The sequence below is a fragment of the Yersinia mollaretii ATCC 43969 genome (assembly GCF_013282725.1).
GTDB lineage: Bacteria > Pseudomonadota > Gammaproteobacteria > Enterobacterales > Enterobacteriaceae > Yersinia > Yersinia mollaretii.
The window spans coordinates 4,417,474-4,437,702 of the sequence record NZ_CP054043.1 but is presented as its reverse complement, the minus strand read 5'-3'; the positions used below and the strand labels follow the sequence as shown (position 1 = coordinate 4,437,702).

Genomic DNA, 20,229 nt, shown 5'->3' with positions numbered 1-20,229 from the left:
GGAAACGCCGACCGAGACGCCGACCGAGACGCCAACGGAAACGCCGACCGAGACGCCAACGGAAACGCCAACGGAGACGCCAACGGAAACGCCAACGGAGACGCCGACCGAGACGCCAACCGAGACGCCGACCGAGACGCCGACCGAGACGCCGACGGAGACGCCAACCGAAACGCCGACGGAGACGCCAACCGAGACGCCAACGGAAACGCCAACGGAAACGCCGACCGAGACGCCAACGGAAACGCCAACGGAGACGCCAACCGAGACGCCAACGGAGACGCCAACCGAGACGCCAACGGAAACGCCAACGGAAACGCCAACGGAAACGCCAACGGAAACGCCGACCGAGACGCCGACGGAGACGCCAACGGAAACGCCGACCGAGACGCCGACGGAGACGCCAACCGAAACGCCAACCGAGACGCCGACGGAGACGCCGACCGAGACGCCGACCGAGACGCCGACGGAGACGCCAACCGAGACGCCGACCGAGACGCCGACCGAAACGCCGACGGATGAACAGACTCCGCCACCTTGATTCTGAAAGAGAAAAGGGACTTAGCCTCTTCGGCGTGGACATGAGTCGTCATGACTCGCCGATAGGCTAAGGCAGTCAGCTTTTAAACGGTTATACCGTTAAGTGAGATGAAATATGGTATGTGCAGCAAGAATAGGGGATGCCACCAGTCTGGGGGTGATATGTAGCGGTTCACCTAATGTGATTATTAATGGCATTCCCGCCGCTTTTGCGACTGGAAGCACGGCCACCTCTATATTGGTCGGCATGACCATTATCGTCAAAGGCTCCGGAACCGTATTTATTAATGGGCTTCCGGCCGCTCGCCTGGGCGATATAGCCGGAGATGGTGCCTCCATTGTTTGTGGATCACCTAACGTCCTTATCGGCGGATAATAGCGATGTTATTAGTCTTAACTTGGCCACGCATGTCGCAACAGTTTCAACTGAATGACTCTGTGACAGAGAGAAATGCTATCTGTTTCAGCATGGAAAAAGGGGAGTTCTCTCCCCACTCTGTGGGAGACCGACAGAACGAAGTGTGGTTTTACTGGCATAAGCTTGGGCCAATGATGATTAATCATTGCGATGATTTTATTTGCATGATCAATGGCAAAGAGTTAAGCCCAGGTGAGCACCACCCTTTGTCATTTGGAGCAGAGATCAAGTGTGGTCATTTTGTCATAACGGCCAAAAAAGCATCAGGACAAGCGGCGGGTAAAAGTTTTACTGACAATCTACTGATGCTCGAACAACCGACGGTCTACGATGCGACTGATCTTCCAGAAATTGAAGATATTCTGTCCCATGGTGGTTACTACATCTCCTATTTCGATGACGTAAATGAGGTGCAAGCTTACCAACATCAGGGGCAGGATGTTCTGAAAGGCTTGGAACTGGAGTACAAGCGGTTTCTTATGTGGGGTGAACAAGGCCGGGAGTTCTCAGAAAAAAATAAGCAGCAGGCGACAAAATTGTCTGCCAATGACGGTTTTTTGGAGAATATCAGAGAGTGCGTCAAGGATAAAACGCTGACTGAATGTATTTTAGATTCCGGCGGACTGATCGAAAAAGTCACCAAAGAATTAAGTGTTATCGACTATCTGGAAACCGCCTGTAACGAAGAGAAAGTTGATTTGTTAAAAGTGCTGGCACCGGACCATATTATCACAAAAGAGAAAAATAGAGTTCCTGAATTGGTATTTCAGGAGCTCTATAAGTTAGGGCTAGACAGTCATTTATAATTTCAAGTAGGGAGATAATAGAATAATGAATACCACTAATTTAAATGAATTATTGAAAAGCAGTTCGTTAAGCGAAATACAAGCAGAAACCATCTCAACATTGAAAACCAAACCCACCGATATCGATGCACGAGAGTTATTATTTAAGCTCTATTGTCTGGGAGGTTTATGGCAAAAAGCGCTGTTTCAGCTTGAAACCTTGGTCAAGGTTGCACCTGATATGGCCAAGCGGGCTGAGCTTTATAAAAATCTGGTATTGGGTGAGATGCTGCGGGAAGCCGTATTAGCCGGGAAACGCGCCCCCGGAACCTTGGGTAACACATTGCCTGAGTGGGTGACATTGATGCAACAAGCTAACCAACTGTTGCACGAGGGGGATTATCAGAAAAGTGAAGATTTACGTGAGCAGGCACTGTCCCAAGCACCGGTAAGTGCTGGGGAGAGTAGTTCTGCGGCGCGATTCTCCTGGATTGCTGACAGTGATGGGCGAATCGGGCCAGTGTGTGAATTTATCAGCTCGGGAGGCTATCGCTGGGTTCCGTTTGCTGATGTGCAGTTATTGACGGTTTCCAAACCGAAAAATATCACCGACCTGATCTGGGCACCGGCACAGCTGACAATTAGCGATAAAATTTGGTACGGCTACGTACCAGCCCGTTATCCACTGGCAGCCGACGCCGATAATGATACTCAGCTCGGCCTTAAAACAGAATGGAGCCAACCGGTAGATTCGCTTTATATTGGCTCTGGTCGGAAAATGTTTATTACCGACCAAAATGAGTACGCGTTATTTGACGTTGAAGAATTTAGGTTTGACGAACAGGTTAATTAATGGAAAAGAAACGACAGTTTTTGCCTGCATTATTAGAGCGTTTACTTGATGATGAGCCTAAAAAGCTGTTAGAGCCTCATGATAAGTTCTTTTATGACTCACGTATGATGCGAAAACTGGTGCAGCGTAATATTGGTGAGATATTAAATAATGCCAATATTGACGATAGGCTTAATGAGCAGCGCCATAAATGGGTCGCCACATCAGTATTAAACTTTGGTATTGCGCCATTGGTGGGGAGGCATTCGACCCCCCATAATTGGAATACCATTGAGCGAGTTATTCGTGAAGCTATCATTCGTTTTGAACCCCGGGTGATGACTGAATCTCTGGTCGTGAGTCAGCAGCACAATGCCAGAAATGGCATTGTGCAGTTTGAGATTAGGGGGCTGATTCATTGGGACCCGCATCCTATCGATCTGTGTGTTGAGGGGGCCTATGATGTGGAAACCGATCAAGCTGAGCTAAGGGGGCGTTAGTTGGCCTGCTGAGATATTTTTACTTAACTGACGCACTGTTTTGACCCATGACAAAGCGGGCTGGGGGGAGCCACTCTATAATCAGGCCCGTTTTTCCTCACTGGTATGAAGCATGGCTTATCAACTGAATCTTAACTGGCCCGAATTTTTAGAAAAATATTGGCAAAAACAACCTGTTGTATTAAAAAATGCTTTTCCAAACTTCGTCGATCCTATTACGCCGGACGAACTGGCGGGCTTGGCGATGGAAGCAGAAGTAGATAGCCGTCTGGTCAGTCATACCCACGGTCAGTGGCAGGCGAGTAATGGGCCATTTGAGCATTTTGATCATCTGGGTGAAACCGGTTGGTCGCTGCTGGCTCAGGCAGTTAACCACTGGCACGCCCCCTCCGCCGAGCTGGTGCGCCCATTTCGCGTGCTGCCGGACTGGCGCTTAGATGACTTGATGATCTCCTTTTCCGTTCCGGGGGGCGGCGTCGGGCCACATATTGATCAGTATGATGTCTTTATCATTCAGGGAATGGGCCGTCGCCGTTGGCGTGTGGGCGATAAATTGCCGCTGAAACAATTTTGCCCGCATCCGGCACTGCTGCACGTTGAGCCATTCACGCCGATCATTGATGAAGATCTCGAACCGGGCGACATTTTATACATTCCTCCGGGCTTCCCGCACGATGGCTTCACCCACGAAACGGCATTTAACTACTCTGTCGGCTTTCGTGGGCCAAACGGCAGGGACTTAATCAGCAGCTTCGCTGACTATGCACTGGAAAATGACCTCGGCGGCGAGCACTACAGTGATCCTGATTTAACCTGTCGCGAGCATCCGGGCAAGGTTGAAGAGTATGAGCTTGACCGCCTGCGCAGCATGATGGTCGACATGATTAATCAGCCAGAAGATTTCAAACAGTGGTTCGGCCGCTTTGCTACCACGCCACGGCATGAGCTGGATATTGCACCTGCCGAGCCGCCTTTCGAGCAGGATGAGATTGTTGATGCCCTGATGGGCGGTGAAGTCTTGTCGCGCCTGAGTGGGTTGCGGGTTCTGCAAGTGGGTGACAGCTTCTTCGTCAACAGCGAACGACTGGAAACGGTTGACCCGAAAGCGGCTGATGCGCTATGCCGTTACACCTGTATTAGTAAAAAAGAGCTGGGTGAGGCACTACAGAACCCCGCTTTTGTTGCTGAATTAACCGAACTGATTAATCAGGGCTATTGGTTCTTCGACGAATAATAACTTTATTAATAGTGGCTTCCAGAAATCTATGTCGTGACGTGATTCGGAAGCCACATGGCAAGAATTCCTTCGATTTAAAGATAACTTGCTAATTTACCGACAGCCTCATCCCTGTGATATCGCGTGTTCCTACCCCCCTGAACCTATAATTTAGATCTCGCAGAGCGTGGTTTCTGTGAATCAAAAATAGTATTGCCCAATTAGGCCATTACCTTGATACGTGGCAGAATATAAAAAACAGTGACAGCTATTTCACCTGAGATGACAAAGACATAAATATGGATCGTTCCCGATTACTCAAATTCCTGCTGCCTTATCTGTGGCCGAAGAATAACCCTAAACTGCGCTACTACTTAATTGCCGCCGTTATATTTATGGTGGTTTCTAAGATCAGTACAACACTGGTGCCACTCGCCTACAAGGCAATGATCGACACATTAAGCAGTGAAAGCGCGAAGATATTGGCTATTCCCATCGGTTTTATTATTGCTTACGGTGTCGCGAGAATTAGCGCCTCATTATTTGAAGAACTGCGCAACGTCATGTTTATACACATTAGCCAGAATGCGACTCGGCTACTGGGATTACGGGTATTCAAACAGTTACATGAGCTCAGTTTGCGCTTTCATCTTGACCGACAAACCGGTGGCTTATCGTTGTCGATCGAGCGCGGAACACAAGCTGTTGCGACGGTACTTTCACGCCTGCTGTTCTCCATCTTCCCCATCTTATTTGAAATAACGCTGGTCTCTTTGATCATGTGGCATCTGTTAGATGGTTGGTTCGCGGTCGCCATCTTGGTCACGGTCACCTGTTATATTCTGTTTACTGTGATGGCGGTGAGTTGGCGTACTCGTTTTCGCCGCGAATTAAATCAGGCCAATGCGGATGCCAATACTAAATCTATCGACAGCTTGCTCAATTATGAGACCGTAAAATATTTCGGTAATGAAGAGTTTGAAGCTCAACGTTTTAATACTTCGCGGCAACTGTATGAACATGCGGCGATTAAAAATCAATTCAGCTTTACGGCATTAAGTCTCGGGCAGACGGCCATTATCTCAATCGGATTAGTGGTTATGATGGCGATGGCCGCGAAAGGTATTACGCAAGGTCGAATGACTATTGGTGATTTTGTCTTGGTCAATGCCTATCTATTACAGCTATATCAGCCGCTTAATTTCTTTGGTTTTATTTATTCTGAAATTAGACAGGCGCTGATTGATATGGAGAATATGCTCAATTTGTTGATGGTTGAGCAAGAGATTACGGATAAGCCAGATGCCGCGAGATTACAGTTGACTCAAGGTGAAGTGCGCTTTGAGGCTGTCAGTTTTGGTTATGATCCACGCAGACCTATTTTGAGTAATGTGAGTTTTACCATTCCTTCAGGTAAAACGGTGGCCGTTGTCGGGGCTTCTGGGGCGGGCAAGTCCACACTCTCTCGTTTGCTGTTCCGTTTCTACGATGTGACTGAGGGTGCCGTGCTGATTGATGGTCAAGATATCCGCAATGTCACTCAGGCGAGCCTGCGCAAGGCCATTGGTATCGTGCCCCAAGATACTGTGCTTTTTAATGACACGCTGCGCTATAACATTGCTTATGGCAGAACTTCAGCCAGTTTTGAAGAGATAGAGCGCGCGGCAAAACTTGCCCATATTCACAATTTTATCAGTAGCTTACCCGATGGTTATGATACGCGAGTGGGCGAACGCGGGCTTAAATTATCCGGCGGCGAAAAACAGCGGGTCGCGATCGCCCGTACTATTCTAAAAAATCCAGCCATATTGGTTTTCGATGAAGCGACCAGTGCCTTGGATACCCACACTGAACGTGAAATACAGGCCCATTTGCGCGAGGTTAGCCGCGATCACACCACGTTGGTGATTGCCCACCGCTTATCAACCATCATTGATGCGGATGAAATTATTGTGTTGGAAGCGGGGGAGATCGTCGAGCGTGGGCGTCATGAGGCACTATTGCTGAAGAATGGCCGATACTCAGCCATGTGGCAAAATCAATATCACGAAGAAGAACAGCTCGTGGAGTGATGAGCTGTTGTTAAATATTAATCAAAAGAGTGCATCAGAGTCACTATGCACTCTCTCCTCTGGTATTGATTGATCTGCGGTACTAATCGTCTGAAATGTGCCGTTGCGCAATGGATATCCAGAGCCGCTTGATCCGGCCACTCTTCGATAAAAATAAAGTGGCCGGGATCTTTATGGTCAATAAATAGATCGTAGGATATACCGAGTGGCTCCAATTTTGTGCAGGCGACTAACTCTCTGTAGAGCGGCATAACATCATCAATATGTTCGAGTTTTATAAAATCTTGGGCAATAACTTTTAGCATGAGTTTAGGTGCCTTAAGCTCCGGTAAAATAGGTGTAAGCAAATACGGCCAGTGCTAGCGCTATCATAATCAGGGTTGTTTTTCTTAATTTCACGCTGTTCTCGTTATCCGTTGTGGGTATGGGACGCAGCCCAAGAAGATAGCGGAAAATGAATTTAAAAACATCGACTCACGACAAAATAGTCTGCTTCAGTCGACATTTTAAATAAACGATAACGTCGAGGAGGGGGTTTATCTTAGTGAGACTCACTCTCTAATATTGATCTGTTTCACGGTTTTAATATAATTATTTGTGTTAATTTTAACCGTGTGCTGGGTTGTGTGGAGGTGTAAAATGTCAGCACTTGAGAAGATGGTTTCCGCCTATTGCCATACCAGTCTGGACTTCGTGGCATCCACGATTGCTTTTATGGAAAACCAAAAAAAGAAAATTAGGATTGATAAAATTGAAGCGAAACTTTCGCCAGAGGAACTCGATTTCTTCCGCGAAAGATTAGCTCACTACAGAGAGATTTATCGGCCTTTGTAGTCCATCAACCTTATTAAGCCGCCTCTGTGCGGCTTATCTCGTCAATCCCGCTGATGAATTGTGCAGCTTGGTGCATTACTCACCGCTATAGTTACAAAATGTGATCTGAGTCACGTTTGGCTTTACCCCCACATTGAGAGATGTATAATCTTGACGAATCTTTACATCTCAACTAAATATTTAACATCTGCATTCCCTAATTCACATCGCCAGCAAGGCGAGAAGTCCATTCATAATTAGTCAAGATTGCCACTGCTGCGGCGTGAACCGCTCGGTAGTTTAGCTCGCGGTAACCCGCATCTGTTAGCGCCATGCCTATTAACAACATGTCGATCAATGCAACAGATGAATACTGCGCGCATGCTTTTTTGTGGAGAAAAACATGTCGGTAAATCGCTCTCCGATACCTCAGGTACGCGGCGTCTCACGCCGTCGCCTGCTGGGTTACATCGGTGTCGGGCTGGTCAGCAGCCTGATGAGTCCCCTCTCTCTGGATGCTTTCGCAGCATCGACCCAAACCTCGCCACAGAATCTGGAAAGATTCATGTTGGTCTCTCGTGCCTTGACGGGTAAACGCCAGCTCAATGGGCAGATTGGTCAACGCATCTATCAGATTTTGCTCGGAAAAATCGGCGGTTTCGACCAGAAATTAGCGCTGTTGCAACCTTTGCCCGCCGGTGAGCCTGCACAATGGCCACCTTTGCAGCAGCAAATTGCCCGGCAGATTTTGCAAGGCTGGTATATCGGCGTGATTGGCGAGGGAGCCGACGCGGCGGTGATCAGCTTTGAAAATGCGTTGATGTTCGATGCGGTATCCGATGTGTTGGTTATTCGCTCTTATTGCCCGAATAAACCTGGATACTGGGCTGCGAAGCCTGATGTCGCCCTATAATTTTGGAGAATACATTTATGGCTGACACACTCAAGGCGGATATCGTCGTCATTGGCTCGGGCGTTGCAGGCGGATTGGTAGCACATCAACTGGCGATGGCGGGTAAATCAGTATTGGTTTTGGAAGCGGGGCCGCGTTTATCGCGCTGGGAAATTGTGGAGAATTTCCGCAACCAGCCGGATAAATCAGACAATATGGCACCTTATCCCTCCACCTCTTATGCGCCTCATCCGGAATCTAACCCAAATAATAACTATCTGATTCAAAAGGGCGAACATCCGTATGATGTGCAGTATATCCGCGCCGTTGGTGGGACTACCTGGCACTGGGCGGCATCGGCATGGCGTTTCCTGCCGAATGATTTCAAGCTAAAAACCCTGTATGGCGTTGGCCGCGACTGGCCGATCGAGTATGCCGCACTGGAAAAATGGTATTTACGTGCCGAGCAGGAGTTGGGTGTTTGGGGGCCGAGTGATGAAGAGTTGGGATCGCCGCGCAGTGAGCCTTACCCGATGGCCCCTTTACCGCTGTCGTGGAATGAGCAGCGCATCAAAACGGTGCTGAACAGCAACCGCTTTACGGGGAGCGGCTTTACCGATGCCCATTTTAATGTGGTGACCGAGCCGGTAGCGCGTAACAGTCGCCCTTATGATGGCCGCCCGACCTGTTGTGGCAACAATAACTGTATGCCCATTTGCCCTATTGGGGCCATGTACAATGGCATCACCCATGTGGAGAAAGCGGAGCTTGCCGGGGCTATCGTGCGCCCACAAGCGGTGGTCTATAAGCTAGAAGTGAACGACCAGCAGCAGATCACCGCCGCACTGTTTAAGGATGCGCAGGGCAATCAGCACCGGGCTGAGGGTAAGTTCTTTGTGCTGGCCGCCAATGGAATTGAGATACCGAAACTGATGCTGATGTCCACCAGTGAGAAGAACCCGCACGGCGTGGGTAACAGTTCAGATATGGTGGGCCGCAACCTGATGGATCATCCGGGGACAGGGGTCACCTTTATGGCCAGTGAACCTCTTTGGCCGGGGCGTGGGCCGCAGGAGATGACCTCGATGGTCGGCTTCCGTGATGGGGCTTTCCGCGCTGATTTTGCGGCGAAAAAGATTCATTTATCTAACTTATCGCGCACTGACCAAGTGACGATTGAGCTGCTTAAGCAGGGCGATTTGCAACTTGGACCACAGCTTGAAGCCAAAATCCGTGATCGAGCCGCGCGTTTTGTGCAGTTCGACAGCTTCCACGAGATTCTGCCGCACGTAGAAAACCGCATTATTCCCAGTTCGACAGAGAAAGATGCGATCGGCATTCCAAAACCTGAGTTCTACTATGCAATGGACGATTACGTCCGCAAAAGTGCGGTACACACCCAACAGATTTACGCCGAAGCGGCGCGGTTGATGGGCGGCACTGAAATTAAATTCAATAATAATTTTGCCAACAATAACCATATCACCGGTACCACTATCATGGGCGACGACCCGAAAGATTCGGTGGTCGATAGCGATTGCCGCACCCATGACCATAAAAACCTGTTTATCGCCAGCAGCAGTGTGATGCCAACCGTCGGCTCAGTGAACTGTACGCTGACGATCGCGGCACTCTCCCTGCGTATCGCTGAAACATTGAAGACCGAGGTGTGACATGAAAAAAATAACCCTGGGTCACTCAGTAAAACCCCTGCTTATCGCCTTGGGATTCGCCATCAGCGGCTACGCCAGTGCGGACGAGAGCCTGATTGCACGCGGTGAGTACCTGACCAAAGCCGCCGACTGCGTGGCGTGCCATACCACTAAAAATGGTAAACCTTTTGCCGGTGGACTGGCTTTTAAAACGCCCATGGGCACCTTATATTCGCCCAATATCACCGCCGACAAAGAGACGGGGATTGGCAGTTGGAGTGATGAGGAGTTTCTGCGCGCGTTGCATGAGGGGAAAGGCAAAAACGGGGAGAATCTCTATCCCGCATTCCCTTACACCTCCTATACCTTGCTAACCAATGATGACGTTAAAGCGATCAAAGCCTATCTGTTCAGTCTGCCGGCGGTCCATCAGCCAAACCGCGAAAATGAGATGCCTTTCCCCTTCAATCAGCGCTGGGGATTGTGGTTCTGGAATCTGGTGAACTTTGAAGGGCAGCGCTTCCAGCCTGATAGCAGCAAAGATGCGCAATGGAATCAGGGCGCTTACTTTGTTGAGGCATTGGGTCACTGTGGTGAATGCCATACGCCGCGCAACATCACTATGGGAATGAAAGAGAGCAAAGCTTATAGCGGCACTGAAATTGACGGCTGGACGGCATTCAATATTACCTCAGACCCTCACGCCGGGATTGGCGGCTGGAGTCAGGCGCAAATTGTGCAATATCTGCGCACCGGGCATGTCGACGGCAAGGGGCAGGCGGCTGGCCCAATGGCGGAAGTGATTGAAAACAGTACTCGCCACTTGACGGAGGGTGATCTCAATGCGATGGCGGTGTATCTGCGCACATTGAAACCGCTCAATCCTGACGACGAAACCCAAAGCCGCTCGGATTGGGGCCAATCGGCAACCAGCGTCAATACCTTGCGCGGTGTGCCATTCAAGGCGGATAACACGACTGACGGGGCGCGTTTGTATCTGGGGAACTGCGCGACGTGCCACAGCTTTACGGGAGATGGCGTGAAAGACGGCTACTATCCTTCGCTGATGAAGAACTCAGTGGTCGGAGCCAATACCCCCAATAACCTGATCAATGTGATCCTCCATGGGGTGTCGCGCAAAACCAACGATGGCGAGATATTTATGCCCGGTTTTGCCGAGACATTAACTGATGAGCAGGTGGTGAGTTTGAGCAATTATCTGCTTCAGCAGTTTGGGCAACCGACACTGAATATCAAAGTGGATGAGGTCAAAACGCTACGCGGGGAGTAAGGCATCACTCTTTTTTCAGCCAACAGAGGGAGCGAGCTAGGCTCCCTTTTTTATTTTTTATCTGTGCTTTATTTAACTTTTTCATTATGCCAATGCATCAAAACGTAATCGCCGTCACTGCTCTTACCCGTCGCAATCACTACCCAACCCTGTTTTTGATAAAATGTCAGCGCTCGCTGGTTTTTTTCCAGACATTTTAGTGAACCATGTGTGGTAAATAGCGCTTGTGCTGCTTGTAATAATGCCTTGCCCGCCCCGTGATGCTGCGCGGTAGGATCAACAAACAGGTTATGCAGGAAACTCTCCTCCATAAAAATTGAGGCGAAACCCAAATGTCGATCACCATCCATGGCGACCAAAACGGTCTCTCCCATAGTGGAACGATCAAAATCTTCCAAACGAAAATGCTCCCCATCCAGCCAGCTAAAGGCCGCTCGCCGTGATGCCAGATACAGAGTGCGCAGAAAGGGGCGGTCACTCTCTTGATACAGACGAATCTCGATACTCATTCTCCGGTTATCTCTCCAGCACAGGAGGCTATTGTTGTCTTACTTATTGGTTTTGCGAATGCATCATTGATCTTCTATCACTTGCCAATGATAATAACAATTCTGACTCGGGGTGCCCGCCACTAAAAGTGGTTTGGCTGAGATTTTACCCGTATTACCTGATCTGGATTATGCCAGCGTAGGGAAGTCTCGGCACCGCAGGGTTCCGCCTTCTTGACCGCCGGTTAGGAGGAATATGTTCGTTCAACCTGCCGCTTTTTCTGCTGTTGCCACGGTGAAACCCTCGCTATTGGCACTATCGCTTACGGATATGAGTATGGAGACATATTCATGAAGCGCATTAATGCACTCACGATTGCCGGAACTGACCCCAGTGGCGGCGCGGGTATTCAAGCTGACCTGAAAACCTTTTCTGCTCTGCAAGCCTACGGCACCACAGTGATCACTGCGCTGGTGGCGCAAAACACCACTGGCGTGCAGTCGGTCTATCCCATCGAACCCGCTTTTGTCGCCGCTCAACTGGATTCTGTGCTGAGTGATGTACACATTGATAGCGCCAAAATAGGCATGTTGGCGAATGCTGACATTATTGCCGTCGTCGCCGCGCAACTACGCCGTTATCCGATCGCCTTTGTGGTGCTGGATACCGTAATGGTGGCGAAGAGTGGCGATCCGCTACTGGCACCGGAGGCGGTGGCTGCGCTGCGCCAACAACTGTTACCCCAGGTTGATCTGATTACGCCGAATTTGCCGGAAGCGGCGGCGTTACTCAATTGCCCACTCGCCCGCGATGAACAGGAGATGTGTGAGCAGGGGCGGGCGCTGCTGGCGCTAGGCTGTCAGGGGGTACTGATGAAAGGGGGCCACTTGACTGGCGAAAATAGCCCCGACTGGCTGTTGACAGCACAAGGAGAGCAGCGTTTTGTGACCCGCAGAGTCAACACTCGCCATACCCACGGCACTGGTTGCACCTTATCTGCGGCACTGGCCGCATTGCGCCCACGGCACGCGAATTGGGGTGATACCGTAGAAGCGGCCAAAGGCTATCTGCAAAGGGCATTGGAGCAGGCCGATAGCCTCGAAGTGGGGCTGGGGGTGGGGCCGGTGCATCATTTCCACCAATGGTGGTAATCCCCTTCGTCCTTGAAACCACAGGGGTGTTAGCTGCGCTCAATTACCCGAATCACTGACTGGTGTCAGCTTATCGGGATGCTTTCGCTGGCCGCCTACCTGTGGTTCCAATGCCTTTGGGGATGCCCTTCGTGCTTGAAGCCACAGGGGTTACGCCAACAAATGGCGCTGGATCATGGCAAACATCGCGATGGCACGTTGCAGATGATGAGCATCAAAACGGTTAAGCAGATAACTGTCCGCACCTTTACGGGGGCGGATGCACAGTGAGAGTGTTGGCTCGCCGGCTTCATCATTGATCAGATCAAATTGATAGCTGCCAATCTCTTTCTCGTCTTCGCGCCAAGAGATTTGGATTGCGGGCAGGGGATGGCTCGCTGTGGGCTGTCTGACCGCGAAAAAGTACTCGCCAGCCCAGAAACCAGCGTAATCGCCATCGGCTTGCAAAGATTTAGTGCGGAAGATGGCTGCATCAGCTAACTGACGGATCGCGTCTGATGTTATCTGCTGTTGAGCTTGCTGCCACAATGGGGTGCCGTTCTCCAGTTGCCAACAGGCAGCACCCAGATAATCATTCAGTTCGCGCCAATCGGCATCTAACTGCTGTAGCAGATCTTCATCAAGGATATTGCGGTATTGCTGCATGCCACTCGGTTGTTCACCCAGCGTTTCGTAGGTAATTAGCTCCATGGTGCGCGGCTTGCGGCGAAAGCTCATCCACAAAACTGCTTTCGGGATGCGGAATTCAATCGACTGAATACTTAGCCGATAGCGATCGCCTTTATTCACCACAAAACCGTTAGCTGTGCCGCGCTTATTTTGATAGTTGCGCACCACTACCACACTATTTAGTCCCATCCAGCCGGTGACATAGTGTTCGCTGTCTGAGTTGGCGACATCCAAGTCGATCACCATCTGGATGATTTTATCGGTCTCAAGTTTGTCCAGTGGATGGGCATCCCCGGCAGAGTAATACAGCTTCTCGGGTGCTTCGGGTAACTCATAGGTTAACATGGCGTGGCCTTCTCAATCATCATCTGGTTCATAGCTTAACTCAAGCTGTCATACCGATTGTGGTATAACTGGAATTAGGATGAAAATTCGTGCTATGGATCAACTTTTTCTACCGTTGATGGTCATAGACAGGCAAACCAACACGACGCCTGCAAATCAGTTGCACTGGGATCGCGGTTAATACCCCGGCGAATAGATTAATCAGATCATAAGGATTTCGATAATGAAAGGTCATCAAACCCTCCATTGTCTTGTTGCAGCGGCGATACTCAGTGCCAGCTCCTGGGCCTTCGCGCAATCAACCAGTACACCATCACCCCCTAATTCAGTACCGACCCCTTCTCAGGCCGCGCCCGCGAAACTCCTGCCGACCATGGCGGATTTGCTGCAACAGCCGGTTTATAAAAATAGCTGGCAGAAAATGACCAAGAGCCAGAAAAACTTACCCGCATGGGCGCGCAAAGGGGTGGGGACGTCAGCGCCGTATGAGGTGATCACGTGGGAAGGGCAGCAGTATAAAGTGGGCCGAATTTGTAAGCCCCATGATTGCAGCAATAATTTTATGTGGGTGGCGTTTAGCCAGAATAAGAAGCAAGTTTGGCAGGCTTGGGGGATGAGAGTCACGGTGGAAGACAAGCCGCAAGCGCAGGATAACCCGAGCCAGTTTGCCACCTATCAGTGGCTGGGCCGCCCTGATGAGCCTATTCAGGCCATGCTGAAAAAGCAGTTACAGCAAGATCCTAATTGGCGTTAATCTTTGGCGACGAATAATGAATGCGGAGCAGGATGGTGATCACCTTGCTCCTCCACCATCATTAAGCAATACCGGCCTGATGCAGGTCATGCAGATTAATCGCGCCGACCAGTTTCCCGTCCAAATTCACCACGGGTGCCGCACTGATATGATGCTGGTGCAGTGCTTCCAGCGCTTCGCCAGCACGCCACTGTTCAGGTAGTCGGTAACCCGGCCGCGTTATTGCGCCTGCCAGCGGTTGTTGCAGCGTACCGCCTTTGACCAACCAGCGGCGCAAATCGCCATCAGTGAACACGCCCACCACTCGCTGATCGGGATCGCACACGGCCACCAAGCCCAATCCGGTACGGCTAAGCTCTAACATTGCCTCCATCACACTGTCGGACTCATTCACCACTGGCAGGCGATCACCGGTTCGCATCAAATGATGGACGCGGTTGAGCAAGCGTGCACCCAAGCTGCCGCCCGGATGTGAGCGGGCAAAATCTTCGGCATTGAAGCCGCGATGGCGCATTAATGCCATTGCCAGTGCATCCCCCATCATCAGGGTATTCACCGCGCTGGATGTCGGGGCGAGTCCCATCGGGCAAGCTTCCTGCTCAACACTAATATCCAGCACACAGGCCGCATTGAGCGCTAAGGGGGACTCTTTGCCGCCAGTGATGGCAATCACCGGAATATGACTGTCCGCCAGCAAGGGCAGAATCAGATCCAGCTCTTTGGCTCGGCCAGAGTAGGAGATGAAAATCAGTACATCTTGCGGGCCAATCATGCCCAAATCGCCGTGCAGTGCTTCGGCGGGATGAACGAAAAACGCCGGGGTGCCAGTACTGGCCAGTGAGGCGGCAATCTTTTTGCCGATATGGCCGGATTTGCCGATGCCGGACACCACGGCTTTACCGGTGCAAGCCAGCAGCAGTTCGCAGGCTCGAATAAAATTATCATCTAATCGTGACAGCAACTTATGGGCCTCTGTCAGCTCAATTTCCAGTGTTTCACGGGCATAGGTCAGCAGTGGATTACTCATTTTTATCAACCAGAATGATGTTAATGCCCATTTCTTGCAGTGCCTGCAAATATTCTGGGCTAATCCCTTTATCCGTAATCAGGGTATCGACGGCGCTTAATGGGCAAACGACATTGGGACTTTTACGGCCAAATTTGGACGAGTCAACCAGCAGAATGATGCGGCTGGCGGCACGGCACATCGCGGTGCTGACATGATAAACTTCGTTAAACGTGGTGACACCGGCTTTCAGATCAACACCATCTGCGCCGATAAACAGCTTATCGAAGCTGAAGTTATCAAATGCTGATTCCGCCAGACTGCCATGAAAAGAGGCTGAGCCTTTACGGTAAGTGCCCCCCGGCATCAGGATAGTTTGATCGTTATTCAACTCAACCAGCTCATTGACGATATGCAGGCTGTTGGTCATCACCGTGATATTGTTGAATTTTGTCAGGTGCGGCACCATTTGCAGCACCGTACTCCCCGCATCAAAAACCAGACTGTCACCATCTTTGATCAGTTTACTGGCCGCTTGGGCAATCTGCTTTTTTTTGTCGGTATTAATATGGGTTTTGCGGTCAATCGGTTGTTCGACATCGTCGCGATTTAGCACCACGCCGCCGTAGGTGCGGATAACGGCTCCCTCTTTTTCGAGGCTGGTTAAGTCCTTACGAATAGTGGTGCCGGTGGTCGAAAAGTGGTCGGCGAGTTCATCGACTGCCGTCTTGCCGTGTTGCTGGAGATATTCCAGTATGGCAACCTGCCGCTGCTTTGGTTTCATAACGATTCCTGCTCAAGTATTTCCATTGCCTCTTTTTCAGGCACAACTTTCACATGAAAAAGAATAACTTTCATTATGAAAATATCATGATTTCGGTTTAATCGCTAATGATAGTGCAGTTTGACATGCGGTATCCGTAGGAAAGATCACATTTGGGATTAAATCCTGCTGATGCAGCCCATGAAGGTGAGTTAATGGGCGTGGGCGGGCAAAAACACTGATTCCACGCATGATCATGCTGTCACGGACCCGCATATTCTCATCAAAAGCTAAAGCCATCACCACTCTGGGCTTAAAACGTCCACCAGAGCGGCCCACCCCCACCGATTGGCTGTGTTGACACAGGCGGTCAAAGGCACGGTTAAACTGATTAATTTGCCACCAACCCAGTACGATTTGCAGTAGCCAGGCAATGATAATGATGCTGATGAGGGCCATTTACTCTTCTCCCTTGGCGCTGCAGCGGCGTTAGCTGCACTCATTCACCCGAATCACTTACTCATGTAAGCTCATCGGGATGCTTTCGTTTGCTGCCTTGCTGCAACCCCAATGGCTTTGAGTAAGACTCTTCTCCCTTGGGGCTGAAACGGCGTTAGCTGCACTCACTTACCCGAATCACTTACTCATGTAAGCTCATCGGGATGCTTTCGTTTGCTGTCATGATTACCCGAATCACTGGTGCGAGTCAGTGATTCGGGTGTTTACAGCCTTAAAACATCACCTGCCCGCCAGTGATATTGATGGATTGGCCGGTGCAATAGGCGGCTTTATCACTGGCGTAGAACAGCAGGGTGTTCAGCACATCTTGATAATCACAACCCCGTTTTAGGGGGACTTTATCGGTATAGTACTTCTCAACTTCTTCTGGCTTAATGCCTAACTTAGCGGCGTACTGCGGTAAAAGTGATTGGAACATCGGCGATTTAAGTAAGTTACCTAACATCAGTGAATGCACGGTAATTCCATAATCCGCCAAATCCAATGCCAGTGATTGTGTCAGGCCGACACCGCCAAACTTCGCTGCACTGTAACCAGAGTTATGTTTGCTGCCCACTTTACCCGATTTGGAATTGATTTGGATAATGCGTCCGCCATTACCATCACGAATCATTAACCGAGAGAACTCACGGGCGCACAAGAAATAGCCCACCAAATTCACCTGCAATGAGCGGTCAAAATCATCTAACGGGAAATCTGTAATCGGCGCGGCTTTGGCGATACCGGCACTGTAAACCAATAAATCTGTTTGATGAAAGCGCTGATCGACTGCTTTTGCCAGCATCTCTACGCTGCTTTCATTGGTGGCATCAACCTGAAAACCACGGGCGATATCTGCGCCATACTCTGCATTAATCTGATCCGCGACCAATTGTGCGTTATCTGAATTTAAATCAGCAACCGCCACTTTATAACCCGCTTCGGCAAGACCGTGGCACAAGAATGCGCCCAGAGTTTGTCCACCACCAATGACTACTGCGACTTGTTGTTGTGACATATACACCTCCATTATCCTTCGTACTTGAAGTTGCAGCGGTGTTAGCTGCACTCACTTACCCAAATCACTGACTGATGTCAGCTCATTGGGATTCGTTCGTTGGTTGCCTTGCTGCAACTCCAATGACTTTGGCTAATATCCTTCACACTTGAAGTTGCAACTAAAAGCGCTGCAACTCCAAGTACGTCGGATATAAATTGATAAATAAATTAACGACTAAATTTCAATGCGCTGCCGACCGGAATATCACTGGGTGTCGGGCCATTCACATGGATGGAACCGGGGAACTCGGGCTGCTTATCACCATTGAATCGGATAGTGACGTGGCCCAGCTCCCGCAGGTTTTGGGTGGCCACTTCGCCCACCGCCGTGATCACATAGCGCAGTTGCGCCAGTTCCATAATGTTGCCCGCCTGTAACTCCCCATCAGTGGTGCTGTGCTGGTGGATAAAACAGAACTCTTCAATATCTTTGGGAGCGCCTTCGCGGAAGGTGATGAGCATGTCATCAAGCAGCGCCTCGCGGGCGCTGTCGCCGATATTGGTAATGGTTGTCTGATAAATAGTATTCATACGTACATCCTTAACCGTTGAATGTATTACAGAAATCTTTACGTTTTAGCTAATCGATAACTCTTACTGATAGATAAAGGCCGATACTGCCCAGGCAATCAATACTGTCGGTGCACCCGTCAGGAAGCGGCCAACCAGCACGGATGGGACGCCAACCCGCACGGTATCTTGCTTCGCTTCAGCCAGAGAGAGACCCACAGGGATAAAGTCACACGCCGCCTGAGCATTTATCGCGAATAGTGCTGGCAGGGCTAATTGTGGTGGGATATTCCCCAAACCAATTTGTACCCCCACTAATACGCCGATAACTTGTGCAATCACCGCCCCAGGGCCTAAGAAAGGTGACAACAGCGGGAAGGAGCAGATCAGCGCCAGAAGCACTAACCCTATCGGGCTGCTCGCCAGTGGTGTTAAGCCATGAGCAATAAAATCGCCCAAACCGGAGGCCATGATGATGCCGATTAATGCCGAAACGAAGGCCATAAAGGGCAGGATAGTTTTCAGGACGGTATCAATGGTGTCGCGGCCTGACTGGAAGAAGACCGCCACGACGGACCCCATCCCCATGCCCACTTTTGCCAACAAACCATCACTCTGTTCGGTGATTTTCTTGCTGGTGTCGTAATCACGCCCCTTGGCCGCGCTGTTTTCGGCTGCTTTCGCTGCTACAGCGGCTTGTGGTTCTGTTGGCACGACAGTGGCGGTTGCTTGCTCGGTTCCGCTGATTTTCTGGATATTCTTTTCGCGAACACCGGAGACATAAATATCTTCCAGAATGTATTGCGCCATCGGTCCGGATTGACCGGTTGAATGGATGTTGACCGTTGGAATCCGGCGTTTGGGATAGAGGCCACAGCGCAGGGTGCCGCCGCAGTCAATAATGGCGACCGCGATCTCTTCCGCTGGCGGCTCACCCTCTTTAAAGCCATCTACTGCTTCCCAGCCAGTCAGTTCGCTAATACGGTCAATAATCGCCGGGCGAGTGCCCGCAGTGATATAAACAATTTTTTTACCGGGGACGATTGGCAGCACTAATGGCCCACCCCAGCCGCCTTCGCCTTTTTCAATCCGGATAAATTCACTCATGATCTGCTCCACACATTATGTATATGATTTACATATTAAAGTTGTACGTTACGGTCCAGACGGATACCCATTTTGCGTTCAAAAATGGAGGTCGTCAGATCAGTCACCCAGCCACGGAAGAAGTTGGTGAACAACCCAACCAGGAAGTAGCTGACCGCCAGTGGACCCAGTGGCAGGCCCAGAGTGGTTAAACCACTGGCGATGCCGAGGAAGACGAACAACTCGCCGGGGTTAATGTGTGGGAACAAACCATTCATTGAGTGACAGCTGTAGGAGGCTGCCGCGTAATAACTTGGCTTGTATTTTTCTGGCATAAAGCGCCCGAGACTCAGTGTCATCGGGTTACAAAATACAAAAGTCCCGATCAATGGCAGTAGCAGATAACGGGAAACAGGGTTACCCGCGCAACGTTGTGCCAATCTTTCGATTCTATCCTGACCCACAAACTTGATCAGGGCATTCATGATGACTAATAAACTGATTAATAAAGGTAAGATCCCGGTGACCATGCCAACAAAAACTTCTCCCCCTTTTTGGAAGAGTCCGATAAACCACTCGGCTCCATGGGTTATAAGTTCAATCATTCTTTTTCTCCTGTAATCGCAGTTATGGCTGTTTTTATAAACCTTTTTTTTAAGGTTTTGTTATGAAAAGAAATTTTAAATACCACATAATAAAATGGTTTCAAAATGCTGGGGTAGTAGAGTCAACCTCAGTATCTTGTCTATCGCCATGCGAACTACCATAAACACTTTTTAGATCTATTTATCGTATATAGATCACAATTTGAAAGATAAATCTTTCAAATTGAATGTTATAAATAAAAGAAAATTGGATTGAAATGAAAGTTTTTGGGTTGAAAATAGA

General features: G+C 49.9%; 22 protein-coding genes and 1 riboswitch. Of the genes, 12 read left to right on the top strand and 10 right to left on the bottom strand.

Annotated elements, in window-relative coordinates:
- Window positions 1–655 precede the first annotated feature (655 nt).
- The 6 genes from HRD69_RS19730 to HRD69_RS19705 all read left to right on the top strand — a co-directional run bounded on the left by HRD69_RS19730 (window position 656) and on the right by HRD69_RS19705 (window position 6,363).
- Window positions 656–916 (top strand): PAAR domain-containing protein, encoded by a 261-nt coding sequence (locus HRD69_RS19730; RefSeq protein WP_004877971.1) that lies wholly within the window; start codon window positions 656–658, stop codon window positions 914–916.
- Between the two features lie 5 nt (window positions 917–921).
- Window positions 922–1,764 carry a TagK domain-containing protein gene (locus tag HRD69_RS19725; protein WP_004877970.1) on the top strand — a complete coding sequence of 281 codons (843 nt, stop codon included), beginning with the start codon at window positions 922–924 and terminating at the stop codon, window positions 1,762–1,764.
- Between the two features lie 25 nt (window positions 1,765–1,789).
- The gene (locus HRD69_RS19720; RefSeq protein ID WP_004877968.1) at window positions 1,790–2,596 is read left to right on the top strand and encodes a type VI secretion system accessory protein TagJ; all 807 of its coding nucleotides are present in this window, start codon (window positions 1,790–1,792) and stop codon (window positions 2,594–2,596) included.
- A complete protein-coding gene (locus tag HRD69_RS19715) occupies window positions 2,596–3,075 on the top strand; it encodes a type VI secretion system baseplate subunit TssE (protein ID WP_032815582.1) in 480 nt (159 codons plus the stop codon). The genes HRD69_RS19720 and HRD69_RS19715 overlap by 1 nt, the downstream gene beginning before the upstream one ends.
- 112 nt (window positions 3,076–3,187) lie before the next feature.
- A complete protein-coding gene (locus HRD69_RS19710; RefSeq protein ID WP_004877966.1) occupies window positions 3,188–4,309 on the top strand; it encodes a ribosomal protein uL16 3-hydroxylase in 1,122 nt (373 codons plus the stop codon).
- 281 nt (window positions 4,310–4,590) lie between these two features.
- On the top strand, window positions 4,591–6,363 hold the full coding sequence (locus tag HRD69_RS19705; protein ID WP_004877965.1) for an ABCB family ABC transporter ATP-binding protein/permease: 1,773 nt from the start codon (window positions 4,591–4,593) through the stop codon (window positions 6,361–6,363).
- 17 nt (window positions 6,364–6,380) lie between these two features.
- Here HRD69_RS19705 and HRD69_RS19700 read toward each other — a convergent pair whose 3' ends face one another.
- Window positions 6,381–6,668, bottom strand: a complete 288-nt coding sequence (locus HRD69_RS19700; protein WP_004877963.1) for a putative quinol monooxygenase — start codon at window positions 6,666–6,668, stop codon at window positions 6,381–6,383.
- Window positions 6,669–7,002: 334 nt separating this feature from the next.
- On the opposite strand from HRD69_RS19700, the gene HRD69_RS19695 reads away from it, so the two are divergent.
- From HRD69_RS19695 to HRD69_RS19680, 4 genes are all read left to right on the top strand, one after another.
- Window positions 7,003–7,197, top strand: a complete 195-nt coding sequence (locus tag HRD69_RS19695; RefSeq protein ID WP_004877961.1) for a glycogen synthase — start codon at window positions 7,003–7,005, stop codon at window positions 7,195–7,197.
- 382 nt (window positions 7,198–7,579) lie between these two features.
- Window positions 7,580–8,089: a sugar dehydrogenase complex small subunit gene (locus tag HRD69_RS19690; RefSeq protein WP_032815580.1), complete on the top strand. Its 510-nt coding sequence runs from the start codon at window positions 7,580–7,582 to the stop codon at window positions 8,087–8,089.
- A gap of 17 nt (window positions 8,090–8,106) precedes the next feature.
- Window positions 8,107–9,741: a GMC family oxidoreductase gene (locus HRD69_RS19685; RefSeq protein ID WP_004877956.1), complete on the top strand. Its 1,635-nt coding sequence runs from the start codon at window positions 8,107–8,109 to the stop codon at window positions 9,739–9,741.
- A 1-nt stretch (window position 9,742) separates the two neighbouring features.
- Entirely contained in the window at window positions 9,743–11,011 is a 1,269-nt protein-coding gene (locus HRD69_RS19680; protein ID WP_004877953.1) for a cytochrome c, read from the top strand.
- Window positions 11,012–11,079: 68 nt separating this feature from the next.
- Here the strand turns inward: HRD69_RS19680 and HRD69_RS19675 are convergent, their stop codons facing one another.
- The gene (locus tag HRD69_RS19675) at window positions 11,080–11,520 is read right to left on the bottom strand and encodes a GNAT family N-acetyltransferase (protein ID WP_004877951.1); all 441 of its coding nucleotides are present in this window, start codon (window positions 11,518–11,520) and stop codon (window positions 11,080–11,082) included.
- Between the two features lie 98 nt (window positions 11,521–11,618).
- Window positions 11,619–11,722: riboswitch (TPP riboswitch) on the top strand.
- Between the two features lie 128 nt (window positions 11,723–11,850).
- Here HRD69_RS19675 and thiD point away from each other — a divergent pair.
- The gene (gene thiD, locus HRD69_RS19670) at window positions 11,851–12,651 is read left to right on the top strand and encodes a bifunctional hydroxymethylpyrimidine kinase/phosphomethylpyrimidine kinase (protein ID WP_004877948.1); all 801 of its coding nucleotides are present in this window, start codon (window positions 11,851–11,853) and stop codon (window positions 12,649–12,651) included.
- 150 nt (window positions 12,652–12,801) lie between these two features.
- Here the strand turns inward: thiD and HRD69_RS19665 are convergent, their stop codons facing one another.
- Window positions 12,802–13,665, bottom strand: coding sequence for a hypothetical protein (locus HRD69_RS19665; protein ID WP_004877293.1), 864 nt, complete (start codon window positions 13,663–13,665; stop codon window positions 12,802–12,804).
- A 223-nt stretch (window positions 13,666–13,888) separates the two neighbouring features.
- Here HRD69_RS19665 and HRD69_RS19660 point away from each other — a divergent pair, with 223 nt between their 5' ends.
- Window positions 13,889–14,419 (top strand): inhibitor of vertebrate lysozyme family protein, encoded by a 531-nt coding sequence (locus HRD69_RS19660; protein ID WP_032815398.1) that lies wholly within the window; start codon window positions 13,889–13,891, stop codon window positions 14,417–14,419.
- A 61-nt stretch (window positions 14,420–14,480) separates the two neighbouring features.
- On the opposite strand, the gene gutQ is transcribed toward HRD69_RS19660, so the two are convergent.
- The 7 genes from gutQ to srlA all read right to left on the bottom strand — a co-directional run bounded on the left by gutQ (window position 14,481) and on the right by srlA (window position 19,946).
- Window positions 14,481–15,446 (bottom strand): arabinose-5-phosphate isomerase GutQ, encoded by a 966-nt coding sequence (gene gutQ / locus HRD69_RS19655; RefSeq protein ID WP_032815399.1) that lies wholly within the window; start codon window positions 15,444–15,446, stop codon window positions 14,481–14,483.
- Complete coding sequence (srlR, locus tag HRD69_RS19650; RefSeq protein WP_004877300.1) at window positions 15,439–16,209, bottom strand: glucitol operon DNA-binding transcriptional repressor SrlR; 771 nt, start codon at window positions 16,207–16,209, stop codon at window positions 15,439–15,441. The genes gutQ and srlR overlap by 8 nt, the downstream gene beginning before the upstream one ends.
- Before the next feature lie 84 nt (window positions 16,210–16,293).
- Window positions 16,294–16,647 (bottom strand): transcriptional regulator GutM, encoded by a 354-nt coding sequence (gene gutM, locus HRD69_RS19645; protein ID WP_004877302.1) that lies wholly within the window; start codon window positions 16,645–16,647, stop codon window positions 16,294–16,296.
- Window positions 16,648–16,918: 271 nt separating this feature from the next.
- Window positions 16,919–17,704, bottom strand: coding sequence for a sorbitol-6-phosphate dehydrogenase (gene srlD, locus HRD69_RS19640; protein ID WP_032815400.1), 786 nt, complete (start codon window positions 17,702–17,704; stop codon window positions 16,919–16,921).
- Between the two features lie 209 nt (window positions 17,705–17,913).
- Window positions 17,914–18,276, bottom strand: coding sequence for a PTS glucitol/sorbitol transporter subunit IIA (gene srlB / locus HRD69_RS19635; protein ID WP_004877306.1), 363 nt, complete (start codon window positions 18,274–18,276; stop codon window positions 17,914–17,916).
- A gap of 63 nt (window positions 18,277–18,339) precedes the next feature.
- Window positions 18,340–19,362, bottom strand: a complete 1,023-nt coding sequence (gene srlE, locus HRD69_RS19630; RefSeq protein ID WP_032815402.1) for a PTS glucitol/sorbitol transporter subunit IIB — start codon at window positions 19,360–19,362, stop codon at window positions 18,340–18,342.
- A 35-nt stretch (window positions 19,363–19,397) separates the two neighbouring features.
- A complete protein-coding gene (gene srlA, locus HRD69_RS19625; protein ID WP_004877312.1) occupies window positions 19,398–19,946 on the bottom strand; it encodes a PTS glucitol/sorbitol transporter subunit IIC in 549 nt (182 codons plus the stop codon).
- Window positions 19,947–20,229: the final 283 nt, after the last annotated feature.